This is a genomic window from Janthinobacterium sp. KBS0711, from assembly GCF_000988085.1.
GTDB classification, from domain to species: Bacteria; Pseudomonadota; Gammaproteobacteria; order Burkholderiales; family Burkholderiaceae_D; genus Janthinobacterium; species Janthinobacterium lividum_E.
This window is the reverse complement of sequence record NZ_LBCO01000035.1, coordinates 538,229-551,546: the sequence shown is the minus strand read 5'-3', so window position 1 is coordinate 551,546 and position 13,318 is coordinate 538,229. Positions and strand designations below refer to the sequence as shown.

Sequence of the window (13,318 nt, the reverse complement as noted above, 5' to 3'; positions counted from 1 at the left end):
CTTGCTGTGGAAGCTGCCCGCGCTGCCGGTGGCGCCGGCGATTTCTCTGCGCCGCAAGCTGGTCTTGCTGGCCGATGGGCAGGTACTGGCCATCCTGCTCGTGTCGCTGCTGGCGGCCATCGCCAGCCTGGGCATGTACACGTTTATCGCGCCGCTGCTGGCGTGGTCCGCGAACGGCACGGCGATGTCCGCCACGCCCTTCCTGTGGGCGTGGGGCGTGGGAGGGATCGTGGGCAGTGTGCTGGTCGGGCCATGGGCGGACAAGGTGGCGGCGCCGAAACTGACCTGCATCATCTTGCTGCTGCTGGCGCTGGCCTTGTGCGCGCTGCCGTTGGCGGCCCGCTGGTCGGCCTGGCTGATGCTGGCGCCGATCGCGCTGTGGGGCGCGGCTGGCTGGGCCCTGCAAGTGCCGCAAAACCAGCAGCTGCTGGCCGTGCGTGCGCGGCAGGGCGACGGCAACCTGGCCATCGCCCTCAACGAATCGGCGCTGTACCTGGGCAGCGCCATCGGCGCCGCCATGGGCGGCTTGCTGCTCCTGCTCAACTGGCCGATGTGGCTGCTGGCGGCCGGCGCCGGCGCCGTGGCCACTGCGGCGTTGCTGCTGCAGTGGCCTGCCGCGCGGCGGACTTAAGCCTTTTTCGCCAGCTGCATGCCCACGGGCAGGGCGCGGATGCGCTTGCCCGTGGCGGCGAAGATGGCGTTGCACAGGGCCGGGGCGATGGGCGGCGTGGCTGGTTCGCCCACGCCGCCCAGCTCCATGTCCAGTGTGCCCGGCACCAGGTGCGTGTGGATCACGCGCGGCGCGTCGGCGGCGCGCAGCACGCTATAGTCGTGGAAATTGCTTTGCTCTACCCGGCCATTCTTAAAACTGATCTCGCCGCTCATGGCCAAGGACAGGCCCATGATGCAGGCGCCCTCGATCTGCGAGCGCACGCGGTCCGGGTTGATCTGCGGGCCGCAATCCATGGCGATGTCGACCCTCGGCACGATGACTTCGCCGGCCGCATTGATCTCCACTTCGATCACGGCCGCCACATAGGTGACGAAACTGTAGGACACGGCCAGGCCCAGCCCCCGTCCCTTGGGCAGCTTGCGGCCCCAGCCCGCCTTGGCCGTCGCCAGCTCGATCACGTGGCGCATGCGGCCAATATCGACCGGATACTTCGCCGGGTCTTCGCCATAGTTCCAGCCGTCGGACAGGTCGGCAGGGTTGATCTTGCGCGCGGGGCCCAATAGCGCCAGCAGGTAGTCTCGGTGGTCTTTCTTTGCCGCGTGGGCCAGTTCGGCCGTGAATGACTGGATGGCGAATGCGTGCGGGATGTTCGACACGGAACGGAACCAGCCGATGCGCGTATGCGCCGGCACTTCAGGCACTTCGACGCGGATGTTAGCAATGGCGAACGGCACGTTGATGGCCGACATGCCCAGCTCGAACGGCGCCTGCTTGTTCGCGCCGGCGGCAAAGGTCGAGGTGATGGTGGGCGCGGCCGTGCGGTGCAGCCAGGCCGTCGGCATGCCTTTCGCGTCCAGCGACGCTTCCAGCCGTTCGACGGACACCGTATGCAGGTAGTCGTGCTGCAGGTCGTCGTCGCGCGTCCACGTCAGTTTGACTGGCGCGCCATCCATGGCTTTCGACAGCAGCGCCGCCTCGACGGCGAAATCGGGTTTCGATTTGCGCCCGAAGCCGCCGCCCAGCAGGGTCACGTGCACGGTCACGTCGTCGTACGACAAGCCCAGGGCCGTGGCCACGTTGCTGCGCGTCGCTTGCGGCGCCTGCACGCAGGCCCACACTTCGGCCTTGCCGTTGGCGATGCGCACGGTGGCGGCGGGCGGCTCCATGGTGGCATGGGCCAGGTGGGGCAGATAGTATTCGGCGCTGAGTTTGCGCGCGGCGGGAGCGGCGGCCAGGGTGGCTACCGTCTTGCCCTGGTCGCGCGCCGGGCTGGCCGGCTGGCGAACGGCCGCTTCCAGGGTCTTGCGGAAGGCCTTCGAATCGTAGCTGCCGTTCGGGCCATCTTCCCATTCCAGCACCAGCGCTTCGCGGCCCTTGATGGCGGCCCAGGTGTTCTTCGCGATGACGGCGACGCCGCCCAGCGGATTGAACATGGCCGGCGGCGGGCTGCCCGCCAGTTCGACGATGCGCAGCACGCCCGGCACCTTCAGGGCCGCCGTCTTGTCCACGCTTTTCAGCTTGCCGCCAAAGACGGGCGGACGGGCGATGACGGCATACGCCATGCCGTCGAGGCGCGTGTCGATGCCGAAGTGGGTATTGCCCGTGACGATGTCGTGCAAGTCGATGCCGCGCGTGCTGTTCTGGCCGATATAGCGCAGCTCGTCCGCCGTTTTCAGACTGATGCGCGCGCGTGGCGGCACCGGCAATTTGGCCGCTTCCTCGGCCAGCGCGCCGAACGACAGCGAGCGTCCGCTGGCCGCATGCACGACCGCATGGTTGACGGCTTTGACTTCCGTCACAGGCACGTCCCAGCGCACGGCGGCCGCCGTTTCCAGCATCAGGCGTGCCGTGGCGCCCACGTGGCGCATGGCGCGGAACGAGTGGCGCATGCTGCGCGAACCGTCCGTATCCTGGCTGCCGTAGCGCGCCTCATCGGCCGGCGCCTGCTGCACGCGCACCTGCGCCCAGTCGGCGCCCAGTTCGTCGGCCGCCACCATGGGCAGGCTGGTGCGGATGCCCTGGCCCATTTCGGAGCGGTGCACAACAATGGTGACGATGCCGTCGGCGGCCACCGACAGGAAGACCAGCGTGTCGTCGACCACGCCGCCAGCCATCTTGTCGCCGCCGTATTTGACGGCGTCGGCCGCCATCACGAGGCCGGAAGGACCGGCCACCAAAGTCAAACCGGCCAGCGCGCCGGCCGCCTTGAGCCAGTTGCGCCGCGCGGATGAATGTAAAGTCGGAGTGTCATGGGTGCTCATTTGGCCGCTCCTTTTGCGTTGATGCTGGTGGCGGCCTGCTTGATGGCCGCGTGGATGCGCGTATAGGTGCCGCAGCGGCAGATATTGCCGCTCATCGCTTCGCGGATTTGCTGGTCGTTCGGTTTGGGCGTCTTGTGCAGCAGGGCCGTGGCCGACATGATTTGCCCGGCCTGACAGTAGCCGCATTGGGGCACACCGTGCTCCTGCCACGCCTGCTGCAGGGCCAGGCCGACCTTGTCTTCGCCCACGGCTTCGATGGTGGTGATCTTCTTGCCCGCGGCGGCCGACATCGGCGTCACGCAGGAGCGGATGGCTTCGCCGTCGAGGTGCACGGTGCAGGCGCCGCACAGGGCCATGCCGCAGCCGAACTTGGTGCCGGTCATGCCCAGTTCGTCGCGCAAGGCCCACAGCAGGGGCGTGTCTTCAGGCAGTGCAAGGTCGTGCTGCTTGCCATTGATGGTCAGGGTCGTCATGTGTATTCCTCTGTGGGGGATGGTGCGGGGACGCGCGACGGCCATCCGCCAAACGGATTAGCTCATCAGTATGGGATGGTAGCACCAGCCGCCATGCGCTGCAGGGCGTGAGGCCCGGTGGCATACTGCGGCTTCTGATATGGGAGTTTTCTATGGCATACATCACACCGGCGCAAGGCTTGCCGGACATCCTCGCTCCCGGCTTGCGGGTGGTTTTTTGCGGCCTCAATCCCGGCGTGGACGCGGCGGCGGCCGGCCACCATTTTCTCGGCCGCGGCAACCGCTTCTGGCCTGTGCTGCACCTGGCCGGCTTCACGCCGCATCTGGTGGCGCCGCAAGACGATGCCAGCGTGCTCGGTTTCGGACTGGGACTGACGGCGGCCGTCGGGCGCCCGACCAGCCGCGCGGACCAGGTGGGGGCGGACGAATTCGCGCAGGCGGCGGCGGGCCTGCAACATAAACTGGCGTCGATGCGGCCGCAGTGGATCGCCTTCCTGGGCAAGGCCGCCTACGCGGCGATGACGGGCAAACGTCAGTTGCAGTGGGGCGAACAGGCAGAGCGCTTCGGCGGCGCGCGCGTGTGGATCTTGCCCAATCCGAGTGGCCTCAATCGCGGCTATTCGAAGGAGCGGCTGGTCGACGCGTATGCGGAACTCCAACGCGCGCTGGACTGACGTCCAGTGCCACGGCGCGCAACAGCGGCGTGACGAAATCGAGAAAGGCGCGCAATTTCAAGGGCAGCGGCGCTTGTCCCTTGTGCAGCAGGCTGACGGGCAAGGGCGCCGCTTCGAACGGTGCGAGCACGATGCGCAGCCTGTCGCCGCGCAGGGCGTCCATGACCTGGTATGACAGCACGCGGATCACGCCCGCATCCAGCGTGGCGGCGGCGATTGCCGCGTCCACCGTATTGACGGCCAGGCGCGAGTGCACGGGCACGGACTGCGCAGCCTTGCCTGTGCCGAAAACCCAGGCGCGCCGCGATTCCAGCACTTCGAAACTGATGCAGGCATGCGCGGCCAAGTCGCCCGGCGCAGTTGGCGTGCCATGCGCGGCCAGGTAGTCGGGGCTGGCGCAGACGACCCGGCGCACCGTGCCGACGCGTGTCGCCACGAAGCTGCTGTCGGGCAGGTCGCCGATGCGCACGGCCACGTCAACCTGCTCGTCCATCAGGTGCAGGACGCGGTCCGTCAGTACCAGCTTGATCTCGATGTCCGGATAGCGGGCGAGAAACGCCGCCACCACGGGCACGATGTGCAGGCGTCCGAACATGACGGGCGCCGTGATCGTCAGTTCGCCTTTCGGCGACGCATATTCGCCCGTCGCCATACGCTCCGCTTCGCCGATCTCTTCGAGGATGCGGCGGCACGCGGCAACGTAGGTTTGACCGGTTTCCGTCAGCGACAACTGGCGCGTCGTGCGGTGCAGCAGGCGCGTGTTGAGGTGCGCTTCCAGCGCCGCCACCTTGCGGCTGACAGTGGCCAGCGGCATGCCGAGATGGCGTGCGGCGGCCGACAGGCTGCCCGCGTCCACCACGGCCAGCAGGATGGTCATGGATTCCAGCCTATCCATGGCGTGTTCTCATGTGAGCCTATCGAATTTTGGAAGAATGATTCTCAATATTATGGGATTCTCTTTGCTGGTGCAAGTACGTAAGCTGGTCTCCTTCGCTGCGGCACGTCGCCGCGGCAACTTGAAAGGAGAGCGCCATGCGCCCCACACCCATTCCCCCGCCCGATGCACACACCGTGGCGTCCGCGCCGCGCGGCAAGATCCTCATGATGGCGGTGATCGCCGGCGCGGTCATCACCAACATCTATTGCACCCAGCCTATCCTGCCCCTGATCCAGTCCGGCCTCGGTGTCGACTTGGCGGCGGTCAACCTGGTCGCCGGCGCGGCGCTGCTGGGCTTTGCCACAGGGCTGGCGCTGCTGCTGCCGCTGGGCGACCGCGTCGACCGGCGCACCCTGGTGCTGGGGCAGATCGCGCTGGCCTTCGTTTGCGCCCTGGCGGCGGCGCTGGCGCCCGGCATCTGGCCGCTGATCGGGGCATCGTTTGGCCTGGGCATCGTCAGCTGCGTGCCGCAGCAACTGGTGCCGCTCGCCGCGAGCATGTCGCCGCCCGCTGAGCGCGGCCGTTCCGTCGGGACGGTGGTCAGCGGCATCATGGTGGGCATCCTGCTGGGACGCACGGTGGCCGGCGTGGTGGGCGAGGCCTGGGGCTGGCGCGCCGTGTACGCGATGGAGGCGGCCTTCATGGTGCCCGTCTGGATCGCGGCGGCGGCCTTGCTGCCACGCGGGAAACCGGGTAGCCAGCTTTCCTACCTTGGCTTGCTGGCGTCGTTGTGGCCATTGGCGCGCGACCATCGTCCCCTGCGCGAATCGATGCTGATCCAGGCGCTGTTGTGGGCGTGCTTCAATGCGTTCTGGGTCAACCTGGCCTCGCTGCTGGCCAACGGCCCATGGCACCTGGGCAGCGCCTGGGCCGGCGCCTTCGGCATCATCGGCGCGGCCGGCGCACTGGCCGCCACCGTGGGCGGCAGGGCCACCGACAGACTCGGTTCGCGCACGGTTATCGGCCTGAGCATCGCCATCGTGACCTTGTCCTACCTGCTGCTGGCGGGCGCCGCCTCGTCGCTGGTCTTGCTGGTGATCGGCGTCATCGTGCTCGATATCGGCGTGCAGGCCGCCCTGGTAGCCAACCAGACACGCGCCTTTGCCGTCGATCCGGCCGCCCAGGGCCGCATCAACAGCCTGTACATGACGGCGACCTTCATCGGCGGCGCCGCCGGCGTGGCGGTAAGCGGCTGGCTGATGCAGCGTTTCGGTTGGACGGGCGTGGCGGTGTTTGGCGTCGGACTGGGCTTGCTGGCCGGAGCGATCCACCTCGCCGGATCACGCGCACGGCAGCGGGCGGCAAGCGCCACTTAGCGTGGCTGCTCCAGTTGCGCGTACACGGCGTCGGCGATCTTGCCCAGTTCCTGCTTGGGCAGGCTCGCCGAGAGGGCATAGCCGAGCTGGCCGTCGATCCAGTAAAACACGCTCAATTCCTTTTCCTGCGTGTAGCGGAACGCCGTTTCCTGCCTGCCGGCCCGTTCCTTGGCCACGTACAGGGTCAGGCGCTTGCCACCGCCATCTTCATACATGAATTGCGCCACGGGGCCGTCGCCATCGCCGGGCAGCAGGCGTCCGCCGATCAGGTGGTAGCCGAGCGGCGACAGCGCGGGCGGCTGCAATTTCGTGCCCAGGCGTTTCGACAGCCATTGCACCAGGTGCGCCTCCTGTTCCGCGCCCACCTCGACGGGGTGGCGCACTTCGGGTGTGTAGACGGCGTGGGCGATGGCGGCGCTGCGCGCCAGGGAGATCGGGCTGGCGCTGGCGATAGGCATATCGCCGCCATCGCCGCGCAGCAGCCAGCCGCCCGCGCCGCCGGCGATCACCAGCACGACGGCCGCTGCGGCCTGCATGGCGTGGCGCCGCCAGGCGCCGTTTGCCGCCGGTGGCGATGCCGATTGCAGCAGGGCCGGCGGCACGGCTTCGTCCAGCACGGGGTCGAACAGGGCGCGCAATTGCCGGTTCTGTTCACGCCAGCCGTCGACCCGGGCGGCATCGTCGGGATGCGCGCGCAGGTGGGCGTCGATGGCCGCGCGCTGCTCCTCGGGCAGGACGCCGTCGGCCAGGGCGTGCAATTGCGCTTCGCTGATGGCTTGCGTTGTCATTTCACGACTTTCAGGGTGGGGGCGCCATGGCTGCCGGCGGGGCGGCCGTCGAGCAATTCGCGCAGCCGCTCGCGCCCGCGCGACAAGCGCGACATGACGGTGCCGACGGGGATGGCCAGGGTGGCCGCCACCTGCTCGTACGGCATCTGTTCCAGCGCGACGAGCAGGATCACTTCGCGCTGCCCCAGCGGCAAGCGGGCCAGCGCCGCATCCATTTCGCCGATGGCGATGGCTTGCCCCGGCGCGTGCTCCGGCGCGGGCAGCAGGGCGTCGTCGTCGAGCTCCTGCAGCGCCAGGCCGGGGCGGCGCAATTGATCCACGTGCAGGTTGTGCATGATGGAGAACAGCCACGGCCGGATCTCGCCGCTGCGTTGATCCAGCTTGCGCCACGCACGCTCGACGGTGTCCTGCACCAGGTCATCCGCGTGCAAGGCGCCTGCCAGTGCGCGCGCATAGCGGCGCAGGCCGGGCAGGCACGCTTGCAACTGGCGGCTATCGTCTTGCGTGGTCATCGTGGCGGCGGGGAGGGCTGCTTACGGCTTGACGACGTGCCACACGTTCTTGAAATTGTCGCCGGCCACGTCGCCCGGCTTCTTGTCTTCCTTGTACAGGTACAGGGGCTTGCCCTTGTAGGTCAGCTGCAGGGCGCCGTTGTCTTCGCGCCTGATGCTGCCATACGGGGCGGCGGGCGCCGCGTCGGTGGCGATGACGGCGGGCCAGGCCACCAGGCAGCCGCCGCTGCAGGCGCTCTTGCCGCTGTCGGCGACATCCTTGTCGAACACGTACACGGTCATGCCGCTGGCGTTGACCAGCATGCCGTTGGCGGGCATGACGTCGGCGGCGAACGCCAGCGGGGCGGACAAGGCGGTGACAAAGGCAGCAGCTACGGCGGCGGCAAAAGTGGTAAAACGCATGATGGTCTCCTTGAGGTTTTGGGGGCTTGCAAGGGATAGACGCATGCCGCCCGCCGTTTATTCCGCCGCTGGCGGATTATTTTTGGGATGCAGGCTGGCCCACAGGTGGGCGGCCGCCATGGTGCGGTGCGGCGCGTACTGGCGCAGCCACTGTTCCGTGCGCGCCATGTCAGGTTTCGTTTCTTCGCCGAGCAGCTTTTGCAGGGCGGCGCGGATGGCCACGTCGCCGTGCAGCGAGCAGTCGGCATAGCCGTAGCCGCGCAGCAGCGCGTAGTTGACGGTCCACGGTCCGATGCCTTTCACGGCCAGCAGCGCCTGGGAAATCGCCGCCACGTCACCGGAGGGCGGTAGCTCCAGCGACAATTCTCCCTCATCGACGAGGCGCGCCAGGCGCAGCAGGGTTTCCGCCTTGGCGCGCGAGAATTTGCGGCTGGTCAGCTCTTCCACCGACAGCCGGGCCACGTCGCGCGCTTCGGGATAGCACCACAGGCCGCTGGTGTGCCGGCGTCCCGCTTGCAGAATGAAAGTGCGGCGCAGGGAAATGGCGAACGGCAGGTTGATTTGCTGGCCGATGATGGCCCAGGTCAGCGCCTCGAACGGGCTGGCCGACTGCACGATGCGCAGGCCCGGGTTGGCGTGGACCAAAGGCGCCAGCAGCGGGTCGCCGGCCGCCAGTTGCGCGAACGGCTGCGGGTCGATGCGCAGGCCGAGGATGTTGAGCAGGGCACCGTGCAGCGGTGTTTGAAGGTCTGCATCGCCATCGATGTCTGCCTGGCAGATAGCGGCATCGTCCGTGAAGGCGACATCCAGCACGACTGGCACGCCTTGCATCAGGATGCCCTTGCGCAGGCCCGTCGGCGTGACTTGTTCGGCCACGGCTTCCCCGTCGCGGCTGTGGAAGGCGATGACGTCGTCGCGGCGGTAGCCGGCGGGCAGGGGGAGGGTCCAGTGCAACAGGGTCATGGTGGGCAGGAAATCAGGAAGCGTATCAGGAACGGTATCAGGGAGGCGATGCGGGCGCACCGCGTTTCTTGCTTTGTGCCTTTAGCGGGCGCAGATGTCGGTAGTGGGCGGGCTGAGGGCCGCCGCGTGCTGGATCTGCAGGGCGTCGGGCACGCCATTTTTCACGGCCGTCAGTTCGGCCAGGATGGAAATGGCGATTTCGGCCGGAGTCTTGCTGCCGATGTAGAGGCCGATGGGACCGTGCAGGCGCGCCAGCTGCTCGGCGCTGACGTCGAACTGCAGCAGCCGCTCGCGCCGCTTGGCGTTATTCGCGCGCGAGCCGATTGCGCCCACGTAGAACGCGGGCGATTTCAGCGCTTCCATCAGTGCCAGGTCGTCGAGCTTGGGGTCGTGCGTGAGGGCGACGACGGCACTGCGGCTGTCGAGCTTGAGTTCCAGCACGAGGTCGTCGGGCATGGCGTGCAGCAGGGGCACGCCGGGCACGTTCCAGCCGTCCCGGTATTCCTCGCGCGGGTCGCAGACGATGACGTGGTAATCCATGGCCGTGGCGATCTGCGCCACGAAGCGCGACAGCTGGCTGGCGCCGATGATCAGCAAGCGCCAGCGCGGGCCATGCTGCGTGGTGAGCACCCCATCTTCCAGGGCCAGCACGGCGCCCGGCGTGGCGCGCCGCAGGGTGACGGCGCCGCTGCGCAAGTCGAGCCGGCGTTCGACCAGTTCATGCGCTTCCAGGCGCGCCAGCAATTCGGCCACACGGCTGTCCGCATGCAGCGGTTCGATGGCCAGTTCGATGGTGCCGCCGCAGGGCAGGCCGAAGCGGTGCGCTTCGTCGGCGCTGATGCCGTAGCTGACGATTTCCGGCAGCGTACGCACGATGCCGCGCACGCGCACGGTGTCGATCAAGTCATCTTCGATGCAGCCGCCGGAGACGGAACCGACCACCGTGCCATCGTCGCAGATGGCCAGAGTGGCGCCGACGGGGCGGGGACTGGAGCCCCACGTCTTGATGACGGTGACGAGTTCGCAGCGGTGGCCGGAGGCGAGCCAGGCGGCGCTGGTTTTCAGAACTTCAAGGTCGATGCTGTCCATGGGGCGCGGAAGGAAAGCCGTAGCTACGCGGCAAAGTATGGAATATTTTTCAATATTGTGGCTATACTACGCTCTCCAACAGCCTGCGGAGAGTTTTCATGTCGAACGACCAAAAAGCGCAAGATGACGGCATCCCCAAGTTTGGCAAACTGCTCATCGCCCTGTTCCTGGCGGTGGTGTTTTGCGGCGCCCTGACCTGGATCATGGGCACCTACTTCCCGAACTTCCCCGGCGCCTGAGCAAACCTGCTGCATCAGGCGCCTTTGGCGTTTAAGGCTTCAACGGCTTCTTCGCCGCCTGCTTGGCGCGCACGTCGATGACGGCGCGGTTGATGGCCGCCATGCGCGAGTTGGTGCCCGGGTGCAGGGCCGTGTAGCCGTTGGCGACCGTAGCCGGCACTTGCGTGGCCAGGCGTTGCCAGAAGCGGGCGGCGTTGTCGACGTTGTAGCCGGCGCGCGCCAGCAGGTAGATGGCCAGGGTGTCGGCCTGCACGTCGAGTTCCTGCGGCATGGCCTTGATGCCGGCGGCGCCCGTCAGCATCGACACGTCGGGTTGCACGGCGCCCAGGCTGTCGATGATGCTGCCGGCCGTACCTGCCGTGCGTTGGCTGCGCGCGTGGTCGAGGATATTGTGCGCCATTTCGCGGGCGATGACGAAGGCGATGCCTTCGTCGTTTTGCGCCGCGTTGACCATGCCGCGCGTGAGCATGATGCGCGAACCATCCGAATACGCGTTGATATTGTCCGCATTGCCCAGAGCGACGCGGAAGGCGCAGGCGCGCGTGACGGGAATTTTCAGGTCCTGTTGCTGGCCGTCGCGGGCGATGGTCATGTTCAGGCTCGCGCTTTTCGAGGCCAGCGGGCCGACGATGGCGCCGAACGGGCCTTCCGCTTTCGGGCCGGCCGGCAGCGGCTTGCCTTCGGCGGCCAGCAAGCCGTCGCCCTTGCGCAAGCCGGCGCGCGCGGCGCCGCTGCCCGGCAAGACGCCGGACACCTGCATCTGTTCGCCATAGCCGAGCGCCGCCTGCGCCGCGTCGGCATAGATGCCAGGGTAGGAATACTTGTTCTGCGCCGTGAAGCCTAGCAGGTTGCGCGCATACGTCTTGCACAGGTCCGCATTGTTGATCAGCAGGGGCGCCGAGACTTTCGACAGGCGGTCCTGCAGCGCCACCATCTTCACCAGTTCTTCCTGCGCCGCCTTTTGCTGCGCCGTCGGCGCGGGCGCATCGGGCGCCGGCACGATGTTGAACGGACCGCTGACATTCGTCGCCGGCGTGGTGCAGCCGGCGAGGATGGCCGCACTGGCCAGCAATAAAGGAGTGGCCAATCGGCGCAGCGAAGTTGGGGCTGGGATCAGATGGCGGAAACCTGGCATGGACTATTCCTTCGTGTAGCTCCTGACAAAACCTACTGCGCGGCGCGATTTGCGGCCTCCGATGCTCACTGTGCATTCGCACAGCTCCGCTTCTCAGCCACAACTCACATCCGCTCGCTACGGTTTGTCAGTCGCTGTTAATGTTTGCCGGTGCTGCCGAAACCGCCAACACCGCGTTCGCTGTCGCCGAATTCCTCGACGACGTTAAAGCCCACTTGCAGCACCGGCACGATAATCAGTTGCGCCAGGCGTTCCATGGGGTTGAGCGTGAAAGCGCTCTGGCCCCGGTTCCAGGTCGATACCATCAGCTGGCCCTGGTAATCGGAGTCGATCAAGCCTACCAGATTCCCCAATACGATGCCGTTTTTGTGGCCCATGCCGCTGCGCGGCAGGATCATGGCCGCATACGACGGGTCGCCGATGTGGATGGCCAGGCCGGTGGGAATGAGCACGGTCTGGCCGGCTTCGATGGTGATGGCCTCGTCGATGCAGGCGCGCAGGTCCAGGCCGGCGCTGCCTGGCGTGGCGTAGGCCGGCAGCAGTTCTTTCATGCGGGCGTCGAGGATCTTGATGTCGATAGTTTTCATGAATCTAACTAACTAAGCTAAGTCGTTTAAAGGGATTATTTGAGCAGCGAATTCTTGGCAATGCGCTTCGAGATTTCCGAGATCAGCTGGCGCGCCAGGTTCAGTTTCGAGGCGCGCGGCAGCACGGTATGGCCTTCCTCGTCGAACAGGATGATGGTGTTGTCGTCCTGGCCAAAGGTGTTCTGGCCGATATTGCCGACCAGGAGGGGGATACCCTTTTTCTCACGCTTGGTCGAGCCGAACTCCACGAGATTTTCCGATTCGGCGGCAAAGCCCACGCAATACGGATAGCCGGCCAGGTTGGTGCGTGCCGCTACAGTGGCCAGGATGTCGGGGTTTTGCACGAACTGCAGTTCGGGCACGGAGCCGTCGGCCTGCTTTTTCATCTTCTGGTCGCTGGCGTTGGCCACGCGCCAGTCGGCCACGGCGGCCACGGCGACGAAGACGTGCTGGCCGTCGACGTGGGCCAGCACGGCGTCATGCATCTGCTGCGCGCTTTGCACGTCGATGCGGCGCACGCCGAATGGCGCGTCCAGGGCCGTCGGGCCGGAAATGAGCAGCACCTCGGCGCCCGCTTCGCGCGCCGCGCGCGCCACCGCATAGCCCATCTTGCCCGAGGACAGATTGGTGATGCCGCGCACGGGGTCGATGGCTTCGAACGTGGGGCCGGCCGTGACCAGCACGCGCTTGCCCGCCAGGACTTTCGGCTGGAAGGCGGCGATCAGCTCCGTCAGCAATTGCTCCGGTTCCAGCATGCGGCCCAGGCCAACTTCGCCGCACGCCTGTTCGCCGGCGGCTGGGCCGAACAGCTTGATGCCGTCGTCGCGCAGTTGCTGCACATTGCGTTGCGTGGCGGGGTTCTGCCACATTTCCACGTTCATGGCCGGCGCCACCAGCAGGGGCAGGTGGGAGGGACGTGCCAGGCACAGGGTCGACAGCAGGTCGTCGCACACGCCATGCGCGAGCTTGCGCATGAAGTCGGCCGAACACGGGGCGATCAGGATGGCGTCCGCATGGCGCGTCAGATCGATATGCGCCATGTTGTTGGCTATGCGCGCATCCCACTGGCTCGTGTGCACGGGGTGGCCGGACAGGGCCTGCATCGTGACGGCCGTGATGAAGTGGCTGGCCGCATCCGTCATCACCACTTGCACCGAGGCGCCGGCCTTGGTCAGCGCGCGGCACAGTTCCGCCGCCTTGTAGCAGGCGACGCCGCCTGACAGTCCCAGGACGATTTTTTTGCCGGACAATTCCATGCCGTTCTCCCGC

14 protein-coding genes and 1 pseudogene are annotated in these 13,318 nt (G+C 67.0%); 4 read left to right on the top strand and 11 right to left on the bottom strand.

The features are described from left to right. Positions 1-631: pseudogene (locus tag VM94_RS28765) on the top strand (MFS transporter); the annotation flags it as partial. Here the strand turns inward: VM94_RS28765 and VM94_RS25615 are convergent. Together VM94_RS25615 and VM94_RS25610 are read right to left on the bottom strand one after the other, a co-directional pair. After that, entirely contained in the window at positions 628-2,934 is a 2,307-nt protein-coding gene (locus VM94_RS25615; protein ID WP_046685980.1) for a xanthine dehydrogenase family protein molybdopterin-binding subunit, read from the bottom strand. The pseudogene VM94_RS28765 and the gene VM94_RS25615 sit on opposite strands and share 4 nt — an antisense overlap. Next, on the bottom strand, positions 2,931-3,407 hold the full coding sequence (locus VM94_RS25610; RefSeq protein ID WP_046685979.1) for a (2Fe-2S)-binding protein: 477 nt from the start codon (positions 3,405-3,407) through the stop codon (positions 2,931-2,933). The genes VM94_RS25615 and VM94_RS25610 overlap by 4 nt, the downstream gene beginning before the upstream one ends. A gap of 152 nt (positions 3,408-3,559) precedes the next feature. Between VM94_RS25610 and mug the strand changes: the two genes are divergently transcribed. Continuing rightward, complete coding sequence (gene mug / locus VM94_RS25605; protein WP_046685978.1) at positions 3,560-4,081, top strand: G/U mismatch-specific DNA glycosylase; 522 nt, start codon at positions 3,560-3,562, stop codon at positions 4,079-4,081. Here the strand turns inward: mug and VM94_RS25600 are convergent. After that, entirely contained in the window at positions 4,014-4,976 is a 963-nt protein-coding gene (locus VM94_RS25600) for a LysR family transcriptional regulator (RefSeq protein WP_082127909.1), read from the bottom strand. The two genes, mug and VM94_RS25600, sit on opposite strands and share 68 nt — an antisense overlap. A gap of 137 nt (positions 4,977-5,113) precedes the next feature. Here VM94_RS25600 and VM94_RS25595 point away from each other — a divergent pair, with 137 nt between their 5' ends. Next, positions 5,114-6,334 carry an MFS transporter gene (locus VM94_RS25595; protein ID WP_046685977.1) on the top strand — a complete coding sequence of 407 codons (1,221 nt, stop codon included), beginning with the start codon at positions 5,114-5,116 and terminating at the stop codon, positions 6,332-6,334. Here the strand turns inward: VM94_RS25595 and VM94_RS25590 are convergent. The 5 genes from VM94_RS25590 to VM94_RS25570 form a co-directional block, all read right to left on the bottom strand. Next, positions 6,331-7,122 (bottom strand): anti-sigma factor family protein, encoded by a 792-nt coding sequence (locus tag VM94_RS25590; RefSeq protein WP_046685976.1) that lies wholly within the window; start codon positions 7,120-7,122, stop codon positions 6,331-6,333. The genes VM94_RS25595 and VM94_RS25590 overlap by 4 nt on opposite strands. Next, a complete protein-coding gene (locus VM94_RS25585; RefSeq protein WP_046685975.1) occupies positions 7,119-7,634 on the bottom strand; it encodes an RNA polymerase sigma factor in 516 nt (171 codons plus the stop codon). Before VM94_RS25585 ends, VM94_RS25590 begins: the two co-directional genes overlap by 4 nt. A gap of 21 nt (positions 7,635-7,655) precedes the next feature. Continuing rightward, complete coding sequence (locus VM94_RS25580; RefSeq protein WP_046685974.1) at positions 7,656-8,036, bottom strand: COG4315 family predicted lipoprotein; 381 nt, start codon at positions 8,034-8,036, stop codon at positions 7,656-7,658. Between the two features lie 57 nt (positions 8,037-8,093). Further along, positions 8,094-8,999, bottom strand: a complete 906-nt coding sequence (locus VM94_RS25575) for a DNA-3-methyladenine glycosylase family protein (protein ID WP_046685973.1) — start codon at positions 8,997-8,999, stop codon at positions 8,094-8,096. An 81-nt stretch (positions 9,000-9,080) separates the two neighbouring features. Next, on the bottom strand, positions 9,081-10,088 hold the full coding sequence (locus VM94_RS25570; RefSeq protein WP_046685972.1) for an XdhC family protein: 1,008 nt from the start codon (positions 10,086-10,088) through the stop codon (positions 9,081-9,083). 98 nt (positions 10,089-10,186) lie between these two features. Between VM94_RS25570 and VM94_RS28760 the strand changes: the two genes are divergently transcribed. After that, complete coding sequence (locus VM94_RS28760) at positions 10,187-10,327, top strand: hypothetical protein (protein ID WP_185982130.1); 141 nt, start codon at positions 10,187-10,189, stop codon at positions 10,325-10,327. A 31-nt stretch (positions 10,328-10,358) separates the two neighbouring features. On the opposite strand, the gene VM94_RS25565 is transcribed toward VM94_RS28760, so the two are convergent. The 3 genes from VM94_RS25565 to coaBC form a co-directional block, all read right to left on the bottom strand. Continuing rightward, positions 10,359-11,462 carry a M48 family metallopeptidase gene (locus tag VM94_RS25565; protein ID WP_046685971.1) on the bottom strand — a complete coding sequence of 368 codons (1,104 nt, stop codon included), beginning with the start codon at positions 11,460-11,462 and terminating at the stop codon, positions 10,359-10,361. A 137-nt stretch (positions 11,463-11,599) separates the two neighbouring features. Then, a complete protein-coding gene (dut, locus tag VM94_RS25560) occupies positions 11,600-12,049 on the bottom strand; it encodes a dUTP diphosphatase (RefSeq protein ID WP_046685970.1) in 450 nt (149 codons plus the stop codon). 35 nt (positions 12,050-12,084) lie between these two features. Next, positions 12,085-13,305 (bottom strand): bifunctional phosphopantothenoylcysteine decarboxylase/phosphopantothenate--cysteine ligase CoaBC, encoded by a 1,221-nt coding sequence (gene coaBC / locus VM94_RS25555; protein WP_046685969.1) that lies wholly within the window; start codon positions 13,303-13,305, stop codon positions 12,085-12,087. Between the last annotated feature and the right edge of the window lie 13 nt (positions 13,306-13,318).

Bases quoted from the DNA above. Each gene is read 5' to 3' on its own strand.
- VM94_RS25615 (WP_046685980.1), bottom strand. From the start codon at position 2,934: ATGAGCACCCATGACACTCCGACTTTACATTCATCCGCGCGGCGCAAC.
- VM94_RS25610 (WP_046685979.1), bottom strand. From the start codon at position 3,407: ATGACGACCCTGACCATCAATGGCAAGCAGCACGACCTTGCACTGCCT.
- mug (WP_046685978.1), top strand. From the start codon at position 3,560: ATGGCATACATCACACCGGCGCAAGGCTTGCCGGACATCCTCGCTCCC.
- VM94_RS25600 (WP_082127909.1), bottom strand. From the start codon at position 4,976: ATGGATAGGCTGGAATCCATGACCATCCTGCTGGCCGTGGTGGACGCG.
- VM94_RS25595 (WP_046685977.1), top strand. From the start codon at position 5,114: ATGCGCCCCACACCCATTCCCCCGCCCGATGCACACACCGTGGCGTCC.
- VM94_RS25590 (WP_046685976.1), bottom strand. From the start codon at position 7,122: ATGACAACGCAAGCCATCAGCGAAGCGCAATTGCACGCCCTGGCCGAC.
- VM94_RS25585 (WP_046685975.1), bottom strand. From the start codon at position 7,634: ATGACCACGCAAGACGATAGCCGCCAGTTGCAAGCGTGCCTGCCCGGC.
- VM94_RS25580 (WP_046685974.1), bottom strand. From the start codon at position 8,036: ATGCGTTTTACCACTTTTGCCGCCGCCGTAGCTGCTGCCTTTGTCACC.
- VM94_RS25575 (WP_046685973.1), bottom strand. From the start codon at position 8,999: ATGACCCTGTTGCACTGGACCCTCCCCCTGCCCGCCGGCTACCGCCGC.
- VM94_RS25570 (WP_046685972.1), bottom strand. From the start codon at position 10,088: ATGGACAGCATCGACCTTGAAGTTCTGAAAACCAGCGCCGCCTGGCTC.
- VM94_RS28760 (WP_185982130.1), top strand. From the start codon at position 10,187: ATGTCGAACGACCAAAAAGCGCAAGATGACGGCATCCCCAAGTTTGGC.
- VM94_RS25565 (WP_046685971.1), bottom strand. From the start codon at position 11,462: ATGCCAGGTTTCCGCCATCTGATCCCAGCCCCAACTTCGCTGCGCCGA.
- dut (WP_046685970.1), bottom strand. From the start codon at position 12,049: ATGAAAACTATCGACATCAAGATCCTCGACGCCCGCATGAAAGAACTG.
- coaBC (WP_046685969.1), bottom strand. From the start codon at position 13,305: ATGGAATTGTCCGGCAAAAAAATCGTCCTGGGACTGTCAGGCGGCGTC.